Below are 20557 nucleotides of genomic sequence, written 5' to 3' on the forward strand. Positions count from 1 at the left end.
TCAGGTCGTCGGTTCGTCGAGGGTTCTGATGTGGCGCACGGGTGACGCGAGCAACCACAGCACGGCGAGCACGCCACCGAGGCCGGCGATGACCAGGGTGGGCCGCAGCCCGATGGTGGCCCCCAACGCACCACCGACCAGCGCGCCGAGCGGTCGGGTGCCGTAGTTGACGGCGCTGTAGGCACCCGCGCGGCGCCCTCGCGCGTCGTCGGGTGTCACGGCGGCGAGGAGGGCGTTGAGGTTCACGTCCATCAGCATCACCCCGATGCTGGAGACCAGCTCGATGGCCGCCAGCATGGCCACCTTCGTCCAGGTGGGTCCGGACACCAACGCGGTCAGCGCCAACGGTGCGGGGAAGAGCACCACGCCGATCATGGCGGTACGGCCCAGGCCGATGGCGCGCGAGATCCGTGGGGCGAGCGCCGCACCCGCGAAGCCGCCGAGCGCGCCGAGCCCGAAGGCGATGCCGATCGCGCCGGCCGACAGGTCGAGGTCACGGCTGGCGTAGAGCACCAGCAGCGCGCTGGCGATGAAGGTGAAGAAGTTGACAGTGCTGGTGCAGCCGAGGGCGGCCCGTAGCACCGGGTGCCGCAGCACCAGCACGAGCCCTTCGCGGACCATGCCGAGAGTGGACGTCCGACGCGGCGGGGGCGGCGGCTCGGTCACCGGGATGCGGCTGAGCAGCAACGCGGAGCCGAGGAAGGAGACCGCGTCGACGACGATCGCGACCGGCGCGCTGAGCGCCTGGACCAGCCCACCGCCGACGGCCGGGCCGGCGATGAAGGACAGCGATCGGCTCATGCTCAGCTTGCTGGTCGCGTCGACGTACGCCGAGCGTGGCACCAGGGCGACGAAGAACGCCTGACGCGCCATGGCGAAGAGCACCGCCCCGACGCCGGTGAGCAGCGCCACCAGGTAGAGCTGGGTGAGGGTGATCGCGTCGAACAGGTAGGCCACCGGCAGGCTGAGCAGCACTGCGGCGCGAATCAGGTCCGCGGCGATCAGGAGTCGCCGCTTGTGGGTGCGCTGGTCCACCCAGGCGCCCAGGAACAGGCCCAGCAGGTTGGGCAGCCAGATCAACGCGGTGAGGACGCTGACCTGTATGGGTGTCGCGGTGAGCAGGGTGACGGCGATCAGCGGTAGGGCCAGTTCGCTGACGCGATCGCCGAATTGCGAGATCGTCTCGCTGATCCAGAAGGTGCGGAACCTCCGGTCGCGGTGCAGGGCCGACGGGGGCGCGGTGGCGGTGGCGGTCACGACGTGGCCGGGTCGTCGCCGGGCTCGGGCAGCAGGTAGCGCAGCATCCGGACGATCCGCGCGTCGGGCGGCGACGCGTCGTCGTCCTTGCGCCGCACGTACGGAGCGAGTAGTTCCTCGATGGCGGCCTCCAGCTGTTGCAGCTCTTCGGGGGTGGCGACGAACCGGGTGTCGGACACCCCGGCCACCCCGCGCCACTGCGCGTCCAGCCGGGGTTCGTCGTGCAGCAGCCACTGCTGCGGCGCCTCGGCGGCGCGGGCGAACATCTCGCCGCGCAGTTGACGGCCGGCGGCCTGCCCCTCGGCGTCGTCGGGCAACTCGAAGCGGAAGCCCCGGGCTGCCGCCTGCCACCAGCGCTCACGCTTGCTGGCGGTGCCCTCGGCGTCGATGACCAGGCCGAACGTGGCGAGGTGTCGCAGGTGCCAGCTGACCACCGACGGGGTCGCGCCGACGTGCGGGGAGAGCCCGGTGGCGGTGGCCGGGCCGTGCCGCTGGAGGCGGTCGAGGATGGCCAACCGGACCGGGTGGGCCAGCGCCCGGAGCGCCTGCGGCTCGGTGATCTCGAAATCCCCGTACGGATTCTTGAGAGGCATGTTTCGAAAGTAGTCTCTCAGATCAGGTCGGGGCAACCCCCGAGCCGCGGCGGCGGACCGCCGATCAGGCGATGCCCAACCGCGCCAGCGGCTCCACCAACTCCCGCTCCTCGTAGCTGAGGTGCGACAGGAGGGCGTCGGTCAACAGGTCCACCGCGGCTCGCAGCTCGGCGAGGCCGTCCGGCGACCCGACGTACGCGACCAGGGCCCGATCGACACCCTCCAGCACGTCGTGGATGACGTGATGCTCCTGCTCCAACCGGTCGACCACCGGGCCGAGCCGAGGGTCCTGCGCCCGCAGCCGGGGGAAGAACGACTGGTCCTCGATGGTGTGGTGGGTGGTGACGATGCGGCAGTACGACTCGCAGTAGACGCCCAGCGTCCACCGGTTCTGCCGCATGGTCATCGTGTTGATGTGGGAGCGGGCCGCGCCGGCGTCGATCTCCCCGGCGGCCACCTGATCGATCAGATCGTGAATCTGGGCCAGCTCGGCGCGCAGACCGTCGTGGATCTGCACGAGGTGCGCACCGGTCGCCTGCTCCTGCGGGGTGTAGGTGCGCTCCGGGTCGGGTGTGGGCCCGCTCGGCCGGGTCGACTCGTCCCACACCTGCTGCTCGCTTCGCCGTACGCCGTCGTCGGGGGTCGGCACCACGGCGAAGGCACCGCCGGTCGCGGTGGCGCGGCTCGCCCGCACCGGCGCCGCAACGACCGCCGCCGGCTCCGGCTGTGCCGGCGTACGCGTCGGGGCCGCACCCTGGTCACGTTCGGCCGCGACCAGCTCGCGGACGGCGGGGGCCACCTCGCCGGCGAACCGGCGCAGGTCGTCGGGGTCGTCGCTGGCGAGGATGAAGGTGCCGACGCCGTCGCCCAGTGCCAGCTCGGCCAGTTCCTCGGCCCACTGCTCGGCGGGTCCGTTCAGGGGGCCGCGCCCGACGGTCGAGAACTGCCCGGCGATGTTGAGCAGCCGACGCACGTCCCGCGGGGACCGGCCGGCCTCCTGCGCGGCGTCGTCGATGATCGTGTTGCCCTTGGCCAGGTCACCGGGCTGGAGGTAGCCCAGCGTGGGCAGCCAGCCGTCGGCCCGACGGCCGGTGAGCTGGAGCATCCGGGGCTTGTACGCGCCCAGCCAGATCGGCACCGGGTGGGCCGGAGCGGGCCCCCGCTTGGCGCCCACCACCCGGTAGAACTCGCCGTCGACCCGCACGCCGCCGCGCGTCTCGACGTCCCAGAACTGACGGATGACCTCGATGGCCTCCTCCAGCGCCCGCACGCCCTGGCCGGGGGTCAACCGCCGGCCGCCCATCGCCTCGATGGCATCCCAGAAGGCCCCCGCCCCGAGGCCGAGGCTGACCCGGCCACCGGTGAGCAGGTCCAGGCTGGCCACACTGCGGGCGAGCACGGCCGGCGGGCGCAGTGGCAGGTTCGTCACGTTCGCCGCGACGTGCACCCGACTGGTGCGGGCCGCGACGAAGTTCAGCAGCGTCCAGGTGTCGAGGAACGCCGGCTGGTACGGGTGATCCTGGAAGGTGACCAGGTCCAGCCCGATCTGCTCGGCCAGGATGGCGACGCCGACCGTACGGTCCGGATTGCCAGCGCTGGGCGTTACGAAGGATCCGAAGACCAGGTCGTGGCCGTAGTCGCTCATCTGCGAGCCTCCCGATTCGCCGACGCCTCCAGTGATGCGTCGTGACCATAACCTTATGCCACACAGAACATCTGCTGTCGGCAAGGTCTGGGTCACTGGGGTATTGTCGGGGGATGACGGGTGCCACTCACCGGCCGGACCGGCCCGATCCGCTCGAGGACGACCTGGGCTGGATGCTCGGGATCGTCTTCCGCGGCTACGTCCGGGCGGCCGAGCACGCGCTCACCGATTTCCCCGGTGGCCCTCGCGGCTACCAGCTCCTCACCGCGGCGATCAACGGGCCGGCCCGAAACCAGGGCGCGATCGCCGAGGAGATCGGCATCGACCGCACCGTCCTCACGTACCTGATCGATGACCTGGAGCGGCCCGGCTTCGTTGCCCGTCGCGCGGACCCGGCCGACCGGCGCAACCGGCTGGTCGAGGTCACCGACGCCGGCCGGGCAGCCTGGGAGCAGCGGCGATCGGCGCTGCGGCAGGTCGAGTCGCATCTGCTGGGGGCGCTCACGCCGACCGAGTCGGCGACGCTGCGGTCACTGCTGCAGAAGGTCGCCTGCTCGGCCCAGGCGGCGGACCCGCTACGTGACCTCTGTGAGGTGGTGACCCAGGTGCACGCCGAGCCGGCGGCACCCGCTGCCCCCCGGACCGGTCCTGCGGCGGCGCGAGGCGGCCGAGCCGCCTCCCCCCGAGCCCGCCGCCGCAGCACCGACTGACCCACTGATACGGCCGGCCTGCCCGGCACCACCCGACGTCGTCCGTCGAGCAGTACCGGGCAGGCCCGCGATGTGGCTACCGCGCTCGGTCAGCGCACGTGCACGAACACCGGGTTCGAGTAGAACCACAGGTCGTCCCACGGGCTCTCCAGCCCGTCGGCGAGCGGCTCGGTCTCGTCCGTGCTGGTGCCACGCACCCGCGCGTAGGTGTCAGCCTCGACATTGCGCAGGGTGTGCCGGATGACGTAGTCCTCGCCCTGACGACGCCAGTCACGCGGGCCGAACCGGGCCACCACCTTGGTGGTGGGATTGGTGTCGGCGTCCAGGCTGGCGCTCGGGCCGGTGATCTGGCCGACGATCAGATCGACCCGGCGCACCTCGGGACGCTCGCCGTTTCCGTTCACACCGTTCAACGGACGGAACTTGATCTCGATCTCGACATCGGTACGGTTGCGGCGGCTGACCGTGATGGTCTCCCCCACCTCGGCGGTCTTTCCCTGAGAGGTGGCGGTGACGTCGAGGCTGCGGATCAGGTCACCGGTGGTGACCCAGATCCGGCCGTTACGCAGGCCGTCCATGATGTCGCCGTAGTCCTGGCGGGCGTGCACGTAGGTCTTGCTGTACTCGCCCGGCCAGAAGTCGGACCCACCGCGGCTCCAGTGCACGTGCGAGTCCGAGGTCGCGGTGATCCACCAGCGCCGGCCCTCGCCGAGCAGTGAGTCCCACAGGCCACCAACCCGGGCGGTCATCTGGTCGAAGCCACCGTAGGTGGGGTGGTTGCCGTACCCGCCCCGCGCACCGCCGTTGAGCGGGCCGGCCTGGTGACCGGGCGCGCCCTCGAAGCCGATGTAGACGTCCGGCGCGGCGTTGTTGCCGTTGCGGAACTCGCGCGGGGTGTCCTGGCCGTACACGCCGAGCCCGGGGGCCGAGCGGGACGCGTGGTGGGCGATCACCAGCGGCTTGTGCGGCATGCCCCGGGCGACCTTGAGGAACTCCACCATCCTGGCCTCGGTGTCGCGGGCCGGGTCGGTGGGGAACGCGTCGTACTTGGCGAACCGGCTCTCCAGCTCGAAGAGCTGCTTCGCCTCGTCGTCGTGGCGCGGGATCATCAGCGTGTGGTGGTCCAGCGAGGGCGCATCGAACTCCATACCCCAGAACTGGAGCACCTCGGGGACCAGCTTGCGGGATCGCAGCAGGTCGGGGTACGCCTGCTCGATGTTCACCTTCGAATGCGTCGGCCCACCATGGTCGGTGCACATCGCCCAGGTCAGGCCGAAGTTCTTCGCCATGATGGCGTTGGTGACGATCGGGTAGACCGCGTCGGCGCCCTTGTGGAAGACGATTGGGGACTTCGTCGTGTCGAACTCGCCGCTGTACTCGGAGTGGATGTGATGGTCGCCCGCGCGCCACACCCGGTTCTTGGAGTTACCCCGGTCGGGCTTGTCGTGCTCATCCGGCCGACGGTCCTCGTCGGCCCACGCCGCTCCCGCACCGACCAGTGGGCTGGCCGCGGCCAACGTCGCGCCGACGCCCGCGTACTTGACCAGCTTGCGCCGGGACAGCTGCGGGTGCTCGGTCTCTTCAGGATGCTTGTCTGACACGTGGAAGCCTCTCCTCGATCAAGCGAATGCTCGTTCGATCAAGGAGCCTCGAAGAGGCCGGTGAACGCCCGACGTACGCAGCGGGTGCACACGATGAACACCCTGGGGGTGCCGGGCGGGCAGCGGCCCGGTCAGAGCCGGGCTCGCGGCAGCCAGCCCAGGAATCGGAGCCGGGCCCGAGGCAACGGCAGTGTGGGCAGGTCCTCGGCGGCGGCGACGAGGCACGAGCCGAGATAGACCGCGAGGGAGGCACGCGCTCCACCGAACTCGGCGAGCAGTTGGCTCTGCTTGGTGGCGCAGGGCCACTCGCGGCCGCAACCGGTGCAGGTCCAGCTCGGCGGGTTGGGGAGGTGCTCCGGCAGCTTGGCGCGGCGGTACCGGCCGACGACGCTGTTGTCCGAGCGCACGTCGCGTCGCCGTGCCGCGGGGCTCTCGTTGCGGTGGGCCACCGGACGGGCACCGGGCAGGTAGCGCCCGACGGTGCCGAGGAGCACCCCGACGCGGATCAGGGCGTCCGGCCCGACGTGCTGGGTCAGCAACGCGGTCATCAGGTAGTGCCCGAGCAGGTCGAAGGCGTCACGGTGCAGACCCAGGTCGCGGCAGAGGTCGACGAACTCCGGCGTGGTCAGTGGCACCCGGTCGTCGAGTGCGCGGCGCAGCACCTCACGCAGCCCGCCCCCGAGCCTTTCCAGCGCGTCCCCCTCGCCCAGACCCAGGCTGTCCTCGTCCGCCACCCGGGCCAGCACCGCGCCGACGGCCAGCCGAACGATGCGGTCAGGATCAGTACTGTCCAACGCTTCCCCCTTCCGATGGCCGGTTTCCCGGCAGTGACCCGGTCGCCCCCCGGGAAACGAATCATGAACAAGATTTCGCTGTCCGCCATGAGGGTGGCTAGGACAGCAGACGTAGAACCATTCGGCGCGCTAGTCAGAAAACGAAGTCAAGCTGCCGACACACCACGGGGATTCGCAGGACGACACGTCACTCACTGTCGTATGGTGAGATTCCCATCTACAGATATTGCGCCCTCGGGCCACTGAATGATCAGACCAGATCCGACGCCGTCAACCGGTCGCTGCCGTCCCGCTCGCGACGTTCCACCTCACCGCACCGCCGGCCAACGACGTGCCGGGTCACCGCCGAGCACCCCGGCACGTCCCGATCCTGCCGTCGACACCCGTTCCACCCGGCGGCACCTCCACTGGACGGAGACAGCGGATGACGTCATCGCCAGTACAGATCCACCAGTTCGACAGCCGTGACCCGGCGGCCATCCAGGATTTCCTTTCCGCCACGTACGACCCGAAGCTGCGCATCCACAGCAGGAACGGATACCGGCTCACCCACCGCCGCGTCTCCACCGGTCCCTTCGCCATCGCGACCACCAGCCAGACCGGGCACCTGGAAATCGATACCAACACGCTCGGCGGGCTGGTCATCGGTCGCACCCGCAGCGCCCGCGTCGATCGCTCCAGCGCCGGATCGGCCCACCGGTTCGGCCCCGGCGAGGTCTTCCTCGTCACCAGGCCGGAGGAGCCGTGCACCGTCCGCTGGCACCCCGGTGAGGTGGAACTCTGCGTACTGGACCTGTCGGTGCTGGCGCAGGTGGCCACCACCGCACCGGCCCGCCGGCCCGGTCGGATCGAGTTCACCGAGCTGAGTGCCGCCAGTGCGGTCCTCGCCCGGCAGTGGCGCAGCACCACCAGCTTCGTCCGCGACGTCGTGTTGAACTGCCCGACCGCCGGGGCGCAGTCGCTGGTGATCGGCAACGCCGCCCGGATGCTGGCCGCGGCGGCGCTCGCGGTCTTTCCCAACACCGCGTTCACCGAACCGACCGCCGCGGACCGAAACGACGCCACCACCGCCACGCTGCGACGGGCGATCACGTTCCTGGAGGAGCACGCCGACCGGGACGTCAGCGCGGCCGACATCGCCAGCGCCGCCGGCGTGTCCCTCCGGGCGGTGCAACTCGCCTTCCGCCGTCATCTCGGCACCACCCCCATGGCCTACCTGCGTCGGGTCCGGCTCGCTCGGGCCCACCACGACCTGGTCCGCGCCGACCCACGCCAGGAGACGGTCTCGGCGATCGCCAGCCGGTGGGGGTTCGCCAGCCACAGCAGGTTCACCGCGCGATACCGGGCCAGCTACGGTGTGCCGCCACGCAAGACCCTGAACACCTGAGACCCCCCGCTCAGGATGCCAACCAGCCAGGCACCCGGTGTTCAACGGAGGACGCGGGCGAGACGTCGAGCGGCCTCGTCCATGAGTTCGGGTGCGGCTGCCGCGTAGGTGAGGCGGAGGTGCGGGGCCGGGGGTTCGGCCGCGTACCAGGGCCAACCCGGGAAGACGGCAACGCCCTCGGCCGCCGCGGCAGCGGCCAGTGCCGCGTCGTCGGTGCCGGCGGCGAGGCGCACCCAGAGGTGCATGCCGCCACGTGGGATCGACTGTGGGGCAAGGCTTGGCAGATGCCGGCGTAGCGCGGTCAGCAACGCGTCACGGCGTGTCCGCAGGGCGGCGCGCAGTGCCCGGCGATGCCGCGACCACGCCGGAGAGGTGAGGAAGTCGATCGCCGCCTGTTGCAGTGGTCCGGCGACGAAGAAGTCGTCGAGCAGCCGGGCGGCGCGCAGTCGCGCCCCGGCCGGGCCCCGGGCTCCGATGGCGGCGACGCGCAGCCCGGGGGCTGTCGACTTGGTCAGCGAGCGCAGGTAGATGACGTGGCCGTCGGGATCATCGCTGGCCAGTGGTGGCGGAGCCGGATCGTCGATGGTGAGGTCACGGGCGTAGTCGTCCTCGATCAGGAACGCCCCGGCGTCGCGTACCGCCTCGGCGACCTGCGCCCGGCGGCACTCCGCCAGTGTTGCGCCATGTGGGTTGGCGTACAGGGGCTGGCAGTAGAAGAGCCGGGCGCCGGTGCGGGCGAACGCGGCGGCGAGTTGGTCGGGCCGTACCCCGTCGGCGTCGGCCGGCACGGGCACCACCCGCAGCCCGGCCGCGCGGGCCGCGGCCAACGCACCCAGATAGGTCGGCGACTCGACGAGCAGGGCGTCGCCGGGCACGGTGAGCGCCCGCAACGCGGACGACAAAGCGGCCTGCCCACCGGGGCAGATCAGCATGTCCTCGGCGTGCAGCCCCGCCCCGGCCTCGCGGGCGAACCAGGCGCGCAGATCCGTACGACCCTCGACCGGCCCACGCTGCCAGCTCGCGGGCTGGCGGGCGGCTCGGGTGAGGGCGGAGCCGAGCGCGGCGGCAGGCTGGAGGGCCGCATCGAGGTAACCACCGGACAGCGGGATCGTTCCGGCAGGCGTCAGCGCCAACAGCGCCTGCATCTCGTCCGGACCGAACCGGCGGGGCCCGAGCGCGACGGTCTGCCAGGACAGGTCGGGCACCCCCGGCTCATCCGGTGAAGTGGCCACAAAGGTGCCTCGGCCGGGTCGCGCTTCGATCAGCCCTTCGGCCGCCAACTGACGGATCGCCTCGGCGACGGTGACTGGCGAGGCCTGATGTCGGGCGGTCAACTCGCGTACCGAGGGCAGCCGGGCACCGGGACCGGCGGCGGCCGCGAGACCCCGCAGATCTTGGATAACGCGTTGGGCTGCGTTACCGTTTTCCATGAGAGACGAGAGTAGCGCTACTGCCGAAAACACGGTAACAGCGGATCGGATCCTCGGGCTCGGCCTCGGTGCCCTGGGCGTGCTCGGCTTCAGCCTGTCCCTTCCGGCAACCCGCATCGTCGTGCAGCAACTCGACCCGTGGTTCGTCGCCTTCGGCCGGGCTGTCGGCGCGGGGCTGCTGGCATTGGCGTACCTGCGCCTCACCGGCGCACCGCGGCCTACCCGCGGTCAGTGGCAACGTCTGCCGGTCGTCGCCCTCGGCGTCATCGTCGGCTTTCCGTTGTTCACCTCGATGGCGCTCCTCACCCAGACCTCCGCGCACAGCGCCGTCGTCATCGCCGCGCTGCCCGCCATGACGGCCGTGTTCGCGGTGCTGCGGGCCGGCGAACGCCCACCGCCGCTGTTCTGGATCGTGAGCGCGGGCGGACTGCTGGCCGTCCTCGCCTTTCTCGGCGCCAGCGGCGCGGTACGCGGGGCACTCACAGTGCCCGACCTGTTCCTGCTCGCGGCGGTAGTGCTCTGCGGCCTTGGCTACGCCGAGGGCGGCGCGCTCGCCCGCGAGCTGGGCGGCGCTCGGACGATTTGCTGGGCATTGCTGCTCTCGCTTCCCGTCACCGTTCCCGTCACGGCAGTTGCCGCCGCTGCCAGTCCGCCGCGGGCCGACGCTCTTGCCTGGTCGGCGTTCGGCTATCTCACCGGGGTCTCGATGTTCCTGGGCTTCTTCGCCTGGTACGCGGGCCTGGCCCGGGGTGGCATAGCGCAGGTGGGCCAGGTCCAACTCGCCCAGCCGGTGCTGACCCTGCTGTGGTCGGCGCTGCTGCTCGGCGAGGTGGTCTCCCCCGCCTCGATCGCGGCGGCGCTGGTGGTGCTGGCATGCGTCGTGGCGACCCAGCGCATCCGCCAGAGCCCACCGACGGTAGTGGCGCGACGCGGGGCCGGCGCGGGATCGCCCTAGCCCCGATCGCGCTCGTGGCTGTCGCGGGCGGTCTGCACCTCGGGCACCGAGGCCTCCAGCAGATCGGCGAGGCCCCGCAGTTGCTCGGCGACCCGGGCGCCGAGCGGGGTCAGCGAGTATTCGACGCGGGGTGGGATGGCGGTGAGCACCTCACGGGTGAGCATCCCGTCGCGTTCGAGGGTCTGCAGGGTCTGGGAGAGCATCCGCTCGCTGACCCCGTCGATGCGGCGGCGCAGCGCGTTGAACCGGTAGCTGCCCTCGCCGAGCGCCAACAGGGCCAACGAGGCCCACTTCGAGGTGACGTCCTCGAAGGCCGCCCGGGAGGTGCAACCCCTGGCGAAGACATCGCTGACGAATTCCTGGGTAGGCCCCGCCGGGTCCTGGGCCGGCATGTCGCTCACCTCACCAGCCTATCTCATGCCTCCCATTGGTTAGTGCTGTAGATTCGTAAGTGCTTACTGATTTACTCCCATCCTCCGGAGGTTCCCATGCCCATCTATGCCGTCACCGGCGCCACCGGCCAGTTGGGCCGCCTGGTGATCCAGCAATTGCTCGACAGCGGCGTACCCGCCGCCGAGATCGCCGCCATCGTCCGCAACCCGGAGAAGGCCGCCGACCTGGCCGCACGCGGGGTCGAGATCCGCAAGGCCAACTACGACGACCCGTCGACGCTGCCCGGTGCCGTGGCCGGCGTACGCCGCCTGCTGCTCATCTCCGGCAACGCTCCCGGTCAGCGCGTCGCGCAGCACACCGCGGTCATCGACGCCGCCAAGCTCGCCGGAGTGGAGCGTCTCGTCTACACCAGCATCCTGAAGGCCGACACCACAGCGAACCCGCTCGCCCCGGAGCACAAGGCCACCGAGGAGGTCCTCGCCGCGTCCGGTCTGACCCACACCGTGCTGCGCAACAGCTGGTACACCGAGAACTACACCGACCAGCTGCCGCAGTACCTGGGGTCTGGCACGATCCTCGGCGCCACCGGCGGCAGCAAGATCTCCGCCGCGACCCGGGCCGACTACGCGGGGGCCGCGGTGGCGGCGCTGACCCACGAGCAGGACGGCAACGCCGTCTACGAACTGGGCGGCACCGCGTTCACCTTCGACGAGCTGGCCGAGGCCGTCACAGCCGTGACCGGCACCACCGTCGTCCACCAGGACATGTCCGCCGCCGAGCTGGCCTCAGCCCTGGAGAACGTCGGCCTGGACGCGGGCACCGCCGGTTTCGTCGCCGCGCTCGATCACTCGATCGCCAACGGCGAGCTGGCGACCGACAGCGACGACCTCAGCCGGCTGCTGGGCCGGTCGAGCACCCCGCTGCGCGATGCCATCCAGGCCGCGCGGGCCTGACCGGGGTCAGCGGCGAGGCGGGCGGTGAGGTCCCGGGTCGTCGTCGCCATCCGGGGCAGCTGCGCAGGTATCCTCGACGGCATGCTCAGGCACGTCGACGACCAGTTCCGCCGGCACACCGGGCGGTCACGTCGAAATCCCACGCGGTCCAACCTGGACCGTCGGGGGTCGGTCCGGTGAGCGGCGACTTCGCCGTCCGCGCCGCCGTCCCGCAGGACGACCCCGAGCAGGTCTTCGACGTGCTGTGGCAGCTCGCTCCCGGCGACGCGCGGCCGGACCCCGCCCGGCTCGCCGCCGCCCGGCTCGCCGCCGCCTGGCGCGACCTGCACGCGCAGGCCGGCCGCCGCCTCCTGCTGGCCGTCGCCGGGGACACCTTCGTGGGGACCCTGGACACCCTCGTCGTCCCCAACCTCACGCACGGCGCGCGACCGTACATGGTGGTGGAGAACGTGGTGGTCGCGCCCGGATGGCGCCGTCGTGGGGTCGCCCGGACCCTGGTGCTGGCGGCGTTCGACGACGCGACGGCAGCGGGTTGCTACAAGGTGCAGCTGGTGTCCAACGCCGCCCGCATCGAAGCCCACGAGTTCTACGCGTCCGTCGGGTTCGCGCAGTCCGCTCTTGGCTACCGCCGGTACCTCGCCGCCGCTTCGTGACACCGGTTCCAGGACCCGAACGCAGTTGTCGAACCGGGCCAGGGTCCGACGCCCAGCGGATGAGCCACGCTGCACCGATGGCGCCCTCGCCCAGCGCCATTGATCTTGGCTAGGCTGGCGGGCATGCCCGCACACCATCGGCACCGCCACCACGACGGCCGGCGGTGGGCCTCCGCCGCGACGCGCCTGATCGAGCCGGCCAACTGGTGAGTGACGCACCCGTGCCCACCCCGCGAGGTGGGCCGGCCACCCCACGGCGACACCGTCCGGATTGGAGTGACGGCTGCGACCGACTCGCCCGGTCACGCCCCTTCGAGATCGCCATCATCGTGGTCATCCTCGCCAACGGCATCGTTCTCGGCCTGGAGACGTACGAGGACCTGAGCCCCGCGGGCACCGTGCTGCACGGGCTGGAGCTGTTCTTCCGGGCCGTGTTCGTCGCCGAGATCGCCGTCCGGCTGGCGGCGTACGGCAAACGCCCGCAGGACTTCTTCCGACACGGCTGGAACGTCTTCGACTTCGTGGTGATCGCGGCAATCTTCATCCCGGGCCTGCACGGCGACCCGGCGCTGCTGCGGGTCATGCGGGTCGTTCGCATGGTCCGCCTGGTGCGGTTCTCACCGGGCCTGCGAACCATCGTCTCCGCGCTGTGGCGCAGCCTGCCGGGCGTCACCGGGTTCCTCGCTCTGGCCGTGGTGACGCTCTACGTGTACGGCATGGCCGGCTGGCTGATCTTCGGCAACAGGTATCCGGAGGAGTACGGCGACATCGGCCGATCGCTGTTGACGTTGTTCGTGCTGTTGTCGCTGGAGACGCTGCCGGACCTCATCGAGCAGGGCCTGGCGATCTCGCCGTGGACACTGCTCTACTACGTCACCTACGTGGTCATCACCGTCAACCTGCTGCTCAACATCCTCATCGCGGTCATCGTCAACTCGATGGAGGAGGCCCGCCGGTTGGAGATGACCGAGCGACTGGCGCCCGGGTACGACGAGGACGGCGACGGCGTACCGGACGAGCTGGACCGGATCGCGCTCACCCAACGGCTGGACGACCTGCGGGCGGTCATCACCGAGTTGGAGCGGGAGCTGCGCATCGACCGGGAGGACGGGCACGGCCGACCCCATCGGGACAACACCCACACCAGACGGTAATCCGACGCTCGCGCTGCGTCTTCGGGTTCGGATAGGGTCGACGGCGGTCCCATCGGCCCTTCTGAAGGGGTAGCGGCATGACGACCACTGTCGACAACGCCCAGACCGCCACCAATCCCACGGACACTCTCGGTCCGGTGATCGACGACGTGATCCGCCCGCAGGCGCCGATCATCGACCGGGACGGGGCCTTCCCCCGTCCCGGTGTCGACGCTCTCGCCGCAGCGGGCCTGCTCGGCCTGGCCTCCTCGACCGAGGTCGGTGGCGGCGGCCACGGCATGCGGGCGGTCGCCGAGGTCATCGAGGGGCTGGCCGCCGAATGCGGGTCCACCGCGATGGTGATGCTGATGCACTACGCGGCGACGGCCGTCATCGAGGCGCACGGCCCGCGCGACGTCCGCGCGGCCATCGCCGCCGGCGACCACCTCACCACGCTGGCCTTCTCCGAGTACGGCTCACGCAGCCACTTCTGGTCGCCGACCGGCACCGCGACCGCCGCCGACGACGACGTGGTCCGCCTCGATGCCCGTAAGAGCTGGGTCACCTCGGCCGGCGAGGTCAACAGTTACGTCTGGTCGAGCCTTCCGCTGACCCGCGACGCCGGCCCGATGACGCTGTGGCTGGTGCCGGCCGACAGTGCCGGCCTGAGCGTGACCGGCGACTTCGATGGGCTGGGCCTGCGCGGCAACGGCTCCCGGCCGATGACCGCCGACGGGCTCCGGGTTCCGTCGGCGGCGCGGATGGCGGCCGACGGCGCAGGGCTCGACGCCGCGCTCGGCGCGGTCCTGCCCTGGTTCCTGGTGCTCAACGCCGCGTTCTGCCTCGGTCTGGCGGACAGCGCGGTCGCCGAGGCCGGCCGTCACCTCACCCGCACCACGCTCACGCACACGGGCGCGGCCCTGCGCGACGCGCCCGTCACCCGGCGCGACCTCGCCCGCCTGATGATCCGCACCGACGCGCTGCGCGCCTTCCTGGGCGACACGCTCACCGCGCTGGAGACCGGCCGGGACGACGCGATGCTGCGGGTGCTCCAGGTCAAGGCGCTCGCTGGCGAGACCGTCGCCGACGTGACCGACGGTGCCATGCAACTCTGCGGCGGCAGCGCCTTCCGCAAGGAGTTGGGCCTTGAGCGCCGTTTCCGGGACGCCCGCGCGGCCCGGGTGATGGCACCCACCACCGACGCGTTGCACGACTTCGTCGGTCGGGTCGCCACCGGGCTGCCACTGCTCGACGAGGCCAATCGCTGATGCCCGCCCCTACCGTTCTGATGGGCGCTGTCGCGTACGACCCGAAGGTGGTGACCATCTGGGAGGGCTTCCGTGCCTGGCTGCGTGGGCGGGGCCTGGATTTCGACTTCGTCCTCTACTCGCACTACGAGCGACAGGTCGAGGACCTCGTCGCCGGCCGGATCGACGCGGCCTGGAACTCTCCCCTGGCCTGGCTGCGGGCCGAGCGGCTGGCGACCGCCAACGGCACGGCCGTACGGGCGCTCACCATGCGCGACACCGACCAGGACCTCACCTCGATCGTGGTGGTTCGCGCGGAGTCGCCGGTGCGCCAGCTCGCTGACCTCGCCGGACAGGCGGTCGCCGTCGGCGCGGTCGACAGCCCACAGGCGACCCTGATTCCGCTGGGCCACCTCGCGGCGGCCGGGGTCACTGTCGACGTACGCCGCTTCGACGTGGGTGTTGGCCTGCACGGCGACCACATCGGCGGCGAGCGCGACGCGGCCCGCGCCCTGATGGCCGGGGAGGTCGACGCCGCCTGCATGATCGACGCCAACCATCTGGCGTTCGTCCAGGAGGGCACGCTACCGCCCGAGGGCACCCGGATCGTGGCCCAGACCGCGCGCTACGACCACTGCAACATGACTGTCCGCGCGCCGGAGTCCGACGGGGTCCGGCTCTTCGGCACACTGCTGCTCGGCATGTCGTACGCCGATCCGCAGGTGCGTCCGCTGCTCGACCTGGAAGGGCTCACGGCCTGGCGGGACGGCCGCACCACAGGCTACGACGCACTGGCCGAGGCGGTCGACGCCAGCGGCTTCTACTCCCCCGACGGGCGGGTGACGGCCACGGACTACCGGCCGTGAGCGCGGCACCGGTCGCCGAGGTCGACCTGGGTGACCTGGGTTTCGGCCGGGGCGCGCACCTGCTCGTGCAACGCGCCCTGGCCGGGTTGCCGCCCGGCGGCCGGTTGGCGGTCTCCGGGCGCGATCCGGCGCTGCGCGTACACCTGCCCGCCTGGTGTCGTGGCCGGGGTCATCGGGTCGAGTGGCCGGATCGGGGCGAGGCGGGCGAGCTGGTGGCGGTGGTGGTCCGAGGGTCGGCGGACGACGACCGCTGGTTCGGCGCGGAGCGGGCCGGGCCGGCTCAACCGTCGGCGCTCAGCAGCCGTCCGCCGGCGCGGTGGGGGCTCGGGGCGCGGGGCGCGCTCCTCGAAGCCGGTGGCCCGGAGGCCCGGTTCGACCTGGACGACCGCGACCTGGTCTGGGCCGACATCGCTCCCCACCTGTACGCGCAGGCCGCCGCCCGACAGTGGGACCCGCAGACCGCGGTGCCGTGGGACGACCAGTTCGCGTTGCCAGCCGACGTCGAAGCCGCGGTGGTGCAGGTGATGACCTACCTGGTCGAGAACGAGCAGGCCGCCCTCGTCGTGCCGGCCCGGTTCGTGGGACGAATCCACCCACACTTTCGGGAGGTGGTGCAGCTTCTCGCCGTGCAGATGGCCGACGAGGCACGGCACATGGAGGTCTTCAGCCGGCGGGCACTGCTGCGGGGCACCGAGTTGGGCACGTCGTCGGCCGGCGGTCGGCAGTCGCTGTTCACGCTCGTCGCGGAGTCGGACTTCGCGTTGGCGTCGTTCCTGCTCTCCGTGCTCGGTGAGGGCAGCTTCGTGGATCTGCTCGCGTTCCTGCACGAGAACGCGCCGGACCCGGTGACGCGCCGGATCTGCTGGCTCGCCATGCAGGACGAACGTCGGCACGTGGTGTTCGGCATGGCACACCTGGAGCATCAGGCGCGACTGGATCCGCTGCTGCGGGACCGGTTGCGGGCGGCCATCCACCGTCGCCACGACGCGCTGGTCGACACCGCCGGGCTCAACGCGGACGTCTTCGACGCGCTGGTGGTGCTCGCGGCGGGTGGATGGCATCCGGACGACGTGTCGGCCGGCTTCGACCGGGTACAGGCCCTACAGCACGCCATGGATCAGGGCCGTCAACGCCGACTCGTCCGGCTGGGTTTCCGGCCCGACGAGGCGGCGGCGCTCTCCACCCTGCACACCCGAAACTTCATGTAGGCGAGCAGCCCGGTGGAGCGACCATGACCAGCAACTCCGACGCGGTCCGAGAGGCACTGCTGCGGCTACGCGAGCAGACCGAGGCTCAGGCCACCGCCCTGGAAGGCGATCTGCGGAGCCTCTTCGAGGCGTCCCGGTCGTCCAACGCCGACGACGAACACGACCCGGAGGGCAGCACGATCGCCTTCGAACGCGCGCAGCTCATCGCCGTCCTGGACGCCACCCGCCGACGCCTGACCGAGTTGGACGTCGCGCTGCGACGGGTCGACGACGGCAGCTACGGCGTGTGCGAACGGTGCCTGCGTCCCATTCCCGCCGAACGTCTCGTCGCCCGCCCGTCAGCGCGTACGTGTGTGGCCTGCGCCAGCCGACGGTAACGGTGGCAGCCGCACGGCCGGTGCCGTCAGCGGCCTCCGGCGTAGCGGGCGCGTCCGCCGAGCTCTTCCTCGATGCGGATGAGCTGGTTGTACTTGGCCGTGCGGTCCGAGCGGGACAGCGAGCCGGTCTTGATCTGCCCGCAGCCGACGCCCACGGCCAGGTCGGCGATGGTGGTGTCCTCGGTCTCCCCGGACCGGTGCGACATCACCACCCGGTACCCCGCCTTGTGGGCGGCGTCCACCGTCGCCAGGGTCTCGGTGAGCGTGCCGATCTGATTGACCTTGACCAGGATCGCGTTGGCGTAGCCGCCGTCGATCCCGTCGCGCAGCCGGTCGACGTCGGTGCAGAAGACGTCGTCGCCGACCAGCTGCACGCGCTCCCCCGCCGCCGCCGTCAGCCGCTTCCAGCCGGCGATGTCGTCCTCGGCCATCGGGTCCTCGATCGAGCTGATCGGGTACCGGGAGACCAGGCCCAGCAGGTAGTCGATGTGCTCGTCGACGGTGCGCTGGCGTCCCTCGCCGACGTAGTCGTAGACGCCCGCGTGGAAGAACTCCGAACTGGCCGGGTCGAGGCAGATCAGCACGTCGGCCCCGGGCTGGTAACCGGTGTCCTCGATGGCGCGCACCACGAACCGCAGTGCCTCGTCGGCGTCGGTGAAGTTGGGAGCGAAGCCACCCTCGTCACCGACGTTGGTGTTGTGCCCGGCCGCGGCCAGGGACGCCTTGAGGGTGTGGAAGACCTCCGAGCCCATCCGGACCGCCTCGGCGAAGGTCTGCGCGCCGACCGGGGCGATCATGAACTCCTGGAAGTCGAGCGGATTGTCGGCGTGCGCGCCACCGTTGATGATGTTCATCATCGGCACCGGCAGCAGGCGGGCGCCGACGCCACCGACGTAGCGGTAGAGCGGCTGCCGGTGGGCCAACGCCGCCGCCTTCGCGGTCGCCAGGGACACCGCCAGGATCGCGTTGGCCCCCAGTCGACCCTTGTCCTTGGAACCGTCGAGGTCGATCATCGTCTCGTCGATCAGGGCCTGGTCCTCCGCGTCGAACCCGAGCACCGCATCGGCGATCTCGCCGTTGACCGCGGCGACGGCCGCGCTGACGCCCTTGCCGTGAAAACGGGTCCGGTCCCCGTCGCGCAGCTCGACCGCCTCGTTGGCCCCCGTCGACGCGCCGGAAGGCACGGCCGCCCGGCCGGTCGACCCGTCGGTGAGGACCACGTCGGCCTCCACTGTCGGGTTGCCCCTGCTGTCGAGGATCTGCCGACCGCGCACCCGACTGATTGCCGTCATCACACACTCCCTGTTCAAGCTGCCGTTTCACCGCCAGAGTGGCAGGAAACGGCGGCCCCGACACCGCGACGATGGACACGTTGACCCGTACCCCGGGGTGCGGGTTTAGGGTCGCGGGATGCGGGTGGGTGAGTTGGCACGACGGACCGGGACCACGGTCCGGGCACTGCGGTACTACGAGTCGGCCGGGCTGGTCGTGCCCCGACGGTTGCGCAACGGCTACCGGGAGTACGACCCGATCGCGGTGCGGCTGGTCGCCCAGATCCGCGAGCTGATGGCGCTCGGCCTCACCGTCGAGGAGACCCGCCCGTTCGTCGAGTCGATCGCCGGTGGTGCCGACGACACCGACGTGTGCGCGGCGGCGGTGGCCACATACCGCAGCACCATCACCAACCTGCAGGAACGGATCGGCAAGTTGACAGCCCAGCGGGACGCGCTGGACGCGCGCCTCGACGCCGCCGCGACCCAGGTCGTCCCCGGCAGTCACGCGCAGGGTGCCGACCCCACCGCGCTGGTCGGCGTCGCACTGCCACAACTGTCCTTCTACGGCACCGACGGCCGCCCGGTCGACCTCGGCGCGCTCGGCGCCGGGCGCAGCGTCATCTTCGTCTACCCACTGACCGGACGACCGGGCGTCGACCTGCCCAACGGGCTGTTGGAGATCCACGGCGCCCGGGGCAGCACCGAGCAGGCCGCCTGGTTCCGCGACCACCACGCCGAACTCCGCGCGGCCGGCGCCGCCCGGGTGTACGGGCTGTCCGCGCAGTCGACCGGTTACCAACGTGAACTCGCGCACCGGCTGCGGCTGCCCTACCCACTGATCCCCGACCCGAGGCTGACCCTGGCCGACGCGCTGCGACTGCCGACCCGCACCGCGGGCGACATGACGCTCTACGAGCGGTTGACGTTGATCATCGCCGACGGCGAGGTCGAACACGTCTTCTACCCGATCCAGGACCCGGCGTCGCACCCCCTGCACGTGATGCGGTGGCTCACCAAACGACGCCAGGCCCCCGGATCGGTTGCCGCCTAGAAGTCGTCGTCGAAGGCGACGGTGCCGCTCACCCCGACCTGGTACGCCGACACCCGCCGCTCGAAGAAGTTGGACAGCTCCTGCACGTCCTGCAACTCCATGAAGCCGAACGGGTTGCTCGACCCGTAGTGCGACGGGATGCCGAGCTGGGCGAGGCGGCGGTCGGCGACGTGCTGGAGATACTCCCGCATGTCGGCCAAGGTCAGACCGGGTACGCCGTGGCCCAACAGGTCCTCGGCGAACTGCACCTCACACTCGACAGCCTCGGTGAGCATCCGCCGGACCTGGTCGGCGAGGTCGTCGTCGAAGAGGTCCGGCTCCTCCGCGCGGACGGTGTCGACGACGTCGAACGCGAACGCCATGTGCATGGACTCGTCGCGGAACACCCAGTTGGTGCCGGAGGCGAGGCCGTGCAACAGGCCGCGGGAGCGCAAAAAGTAGACGTAGGCGAACGCGCCGTAGAAGAACAACCCCTCGATGCAGGCGGCGAAGCAGATCAGGTTGAGCAGGAACGTCCGCCGGTCCTCCCGGGACCGCAGCTCCCGCAGGTCGTTCAGCGAGTCGATCCAGCGGAAGCAGAACTCAGCCTTACGCCGGATCGAGGGGATGTTCTCGATGGCCGCGAAGGCCTCGAAGCGCTCGGCCTCGTCCGGCACGTACGTGTCGAGCAGGTTCAGGTAGAACTGGACGTGCACGGCCTCCTCGAACAGCTGCCGGGACAGGTAGAGGCGACCCTCGGGGCTGTTGACGTGCTGGTAGAGGTTGAGCACCAGGTTGTTGGCGACGATCGTGTCGCCGGTGGCGAAGAACGCCACCAGGCGGCCGACCAGGTGCCGTTCGGCCGGCGACAACTTGTCCAGGTCGGCGAGGTCGGCGTGCAGGTCGACCTCCTCAACCGTCCAGGTGTTGCGGATCGCGTCGCGGAACCTGTCGAAGAAGTGCGGGTAGCGCATCGGGCGGAGAGTGAGGTCCATCCCGGGGTCGAGCAGCATGTGCGTGGTCCTCGTGTCGGTGGTGCTGGTGTCGGCGG

20 protein-coding genes are annotated in these 20557 nt (G+C 71.0%); 11 read left to right on the forward strand and 9 right to left on the reverse strand.

Annotated features, from left to right (window positions below):
* The 3 genes from DLJ59_RS35305 to DLJ59_RS35315 form a co-directional block, all read right to left on the reverse strand.
* The gene (locus DLJ59_RS35305; RefSeq protein ID WP_124778442.1) at positions 1 to 1257 is read right to left on the reverse strand and encodes an MFS transporter; all 1257 of its coding nucleotides are present in this window, start codon (positions 1255 to 1257) and stop codon (positions 1 to 3) included.
* Positions 1254 to 1850, reverse strand: a complete 597-nt coding sequence (locus DLJ59_RS35310) for an ArsR/SmtB family transcription factor (RefSeq protein ID WP_124778443.1) — start codon at positions 1848 to 1850, stop codon at positions 1254 to 1256. The genes DLJ59_RS35305 and DLJ59_RS35310 overlap by 4 nt, the downstream gene beginning before the upstream one ends.
* Before the next feature lie 64 nt (positions 1851 to 1914).
* Positions 1915 to 3495, reverse strand: coding sequence for an LLM class flavin-dependent oxidoreductase (locus DLJ59_RS35315; protein ID WP_124778444.1), 1581 nt, complete (start codon positions 3493 to 3495; stop codon positions 1915 to 1917).
* 113 nt (positions 3496 to 3608) lie between these two features.
* Here DLJ59_RS35315 and DLJ59_RS35320 point away from each other — a divergent pair, with 113 nt between their 5' ends.
* Complete coding sequence (locus tag DLJ59_RS35320) at positions 3609 to 4205, forward strand: MarR family winged helix-turn-helix transcriptional regulator (protein WP_124778445.1); 597 nt, start codon at positions 3609 to 3611, stop codon at positions 4203 to 4205.
* Positions 4206 to 4294: 89 nt separating this feature from the next.
* Here DLJ59_RS35320 and DLJ59_RS35325 read toward each other — a convergent pair whose 3' ends face one another.
* Together DLJ59_RS35325 and DLJ59_RS37820 are read right to left on the reverse strand one after the other, a co-directional pair.
* Complete coding sequence (locus DLJ59_RS35325) at positions 4295 to 5806, reverse strand: CehA/McbA family metallohydrolase domain-containing protein (protein ID WP_124778446.1); 1512 nt, start codon at positions 5804 to 5806, stop codon at positions 4295 to 4297.
* Positions 5807 to 5937: 131 nt separating this feature from the next.
* Positions 5938 to 6600, reverse strand: coding sequence for a hypothetical protein (locus DLJ59_RS37820; protein WP_244236396.1), 663 nt, complete (start codon positions 6598 to 6600; stop codon positions 5938 to 5940).
* A gap of 424 nt (positions 6601 to 7024) precedes the next feature.
* Here DLJ59_RS37820 and DLJ59_RS35335 point away from each other — a divergent pair, with 424 nt between their 5' ends.
* Entirely contained in the window at positions 7025 to 7987 is a 963-nt protein-coding gene (locus DLJ59_RS35335) for a helix-turn-helix transcriptional regulator (RefSeq protein ID WP_124778447.1), read from the forward strand.
* Positions 7988 to 8028: 41 nt separating this feature from the next.
* On the opposite strand, the gene DLJ59_RS35340 is transcribed toward DLJ59_RS35335, so the two are convergent.
* Positions 8029 to 9417, reverse strand: a complete 1389-nt coding sequence (locus DLJ59_RS35340; RefSeq protein ID WP_124778448.1) for an aminotransferase-like domain-containing protein — start codon at positions 9415 to 9417, stop codon at positions 8029 to 8031.
* Between DLJ59_RS35340 and DLJ59_RS35345 the strand changes: the two genes are divergently transcribed.
* The gene (locus DLJ59_RS35345) at positions 9416 to 10372 is read left to right on the forward strand and encodes a DMT family transporter (RefSeq protein ID WP_124778449.1); all 957 of its coding nucleotides are present in this window, start codon (positions 9416 to 9418) and stop codon (positions 10370 to 10372) included. The two genes, DLJ59_RS35340 and DLJ59_RS35345, sit on opposite strands and share 2 nt — an antisense overlap.
* On the opposite strand, the gene DLJ59_RS35350 is transcribed toward DLJ59_RS35345, so the two are convergent.
* Positions 10369 to 10764: a winged helix-turn-helix transcriptional regulator gene (locus DLJ59_RS35350; RefSeq protein WP_124778461.1), complete on the reverse strand. Its 396-nt coding sequence runs from the start codon at positions 10762 to 10764 to the stop codon at positions 10369 to 10371. The genes DLJ59_RS35345 and DLJ59_RS35350 overlap by 4 nt on opposite strands.
* A gap of 96 nt (positions 10765 to 10860) precedes the next feature.
* Here DLJ59_RS35350 and DLJ59_RS35355 point away from each other — a divergent pair, with 96 nt between their 5' ends.
* The 7 genes from DLJ59_RS35355 to DLJ59_RS35385 all read left to right on the forward strand — a co-directional run bounded on the left by DLJ59_RS35355 (position 10861) and on the right by DLJ59_RS35385 (position 17202).
* Positions 10861 to 11718 (forward strand): SDR family oxidoreductase, encoded by an 858-nt coding sequence (locus tag DLJ59_RS35355; protein ID WP_124778450.1) that lies wholly within the window; start codon positions 10861 to 10863, stop codon positions 11716 to 11718.
* Positions 11719 to 11894: 176 nt separating this feature from the next.
* The gene (locus DLJ59_RS35360) at positions 11895 to 12371 is read left to right on the forward strand and encodes a GNAT family N-acetyltransferase (protein ID WP_158630953.1); all 477 of its coding nucleotides are present in this window, start codon (positions 11895 to 11897) and stop codon (positions 12369 to 12371) included.
* 206 nt (positions 12372 to 12577) lie between these two features.
* Positions 12578 to 13525, forward strand: coding sequence for an ion transporter (locus DLJ59_RS35365; RefSeq protein WP_124778451.1), 948 nt, complete (start codon positions 12578 to 12580; stop codon positions 13523 to 13525).
* A 77-nt stretch (positions 13526 to 13602) separates the two neighbouring features.
* Positions 13603 to 14772, forward strand: a complete 1170-nt coding sequence (locus DLJ59_RS35370; protein ID WP_124778452.1) for an acyl-CoA dehydrogenase family protein — start codon at positions 13603 to 13605, stop codon at positions 14770 to 14772.
* Positions 14772 to 15617: a phosphate/phosphite/phosphonate ABC transporter substrate-binding protein gene (locus DLJ59_RS35375; RefSeq protein ID WP_124778453.1), complete on the forward strand. Its 846-nt coding sequence runs from the start codon at positions 14772 to 14774 to the stop codon at positions 15615 to 15617. The genes DLJ59_RS35370 and DLJ59_RS35375 overlap by 1 nt, the downstream gene beginning before the upstream one ends.
* Positions 15614 to 16825, forward strand: coding sequence for a ferritin-like domain-containing protein (locus DLJ59_RS35380; protein ID WP_124778454.1), 1212 nt, complete (start codon positions 15614 to 15616; stop codon positions 16823 to 16825). The genes DLJ59_RS35375 and DLJ59_RS35380 overlap by 4 nt, the downstream gene beginning before the upstream one ends.
* A gap of 23 nt (positions 16826 to 16848) precedes the next feature.
* On the forward strand, positions 16849 to 17202 hold the full coding sequence (locus DLJ59_RS35385) for a TraR/DksA family transcriptional regulator (RefSeq protein WP_124778455.1): 354 nt from the start codon (positions 16849 to 16851) through the stop codon (positions 17200 to 17202).
* A gap of 26 nt (positions 17203 to 17228) precedes the next feature.
* On the opposite strand, the gene eno is transcribed toward DLJ59_RS35385, so the two are convergent.
* Positions 17229 to 18494, reverse strand: coding sequence for a phosphopyruvate hydratase (eno, locus tag DLJ59_RS35390; RefSeq protein WP_124778456.1), 1266 nt, complete (start codon positions 18492 to 18494; stop codon positions 17229 to 17231).
* Positions 18495 to 18612: 118 nt separating this feature from the next.
* On the opposite strand from eno, the gene DLJ59_RS35395 reads away from it, so the two are divergent.
* Positions 18613 to 19527: a MerR family transcriptional regulator gene (locus DLJ59_RS35395; protein WP_124778457.1), complete on the forward strand. Its 915-nt coding sequence runs from the start codon at positions 18613 to 18615 to the stop codon at positions 19525 to 19527.
* Here the strand turns inward: DLJ59_RS35395 and DLJ59_RS35400 are convergent.
* Entirely contained in the window at positions 19524 to 20519 is a 996-nt protein-coding gene (locus DLJ59_RS35400; RefSeq protein ID WP_124778458.1) for a ribonucleotide-diphosphate reductase subunit beta, read from the reverse strand. The genes DLJ59_RS35395 and DLJ59_RS35400 overlap by 4 nt on opposite strands.
* Positions 20520 to 20557: the final 38 nt, after the last annotated feature.

It is taken from the genome of Micromonospora inaquosa (genome assembly GCF_003857055.1).
GTDB lineage: Bacteria > Actinomycetota > Actinomycetes > Mycobacteriales > Micromonosporaceae > Micromonospora > Micromonospora inaquosa.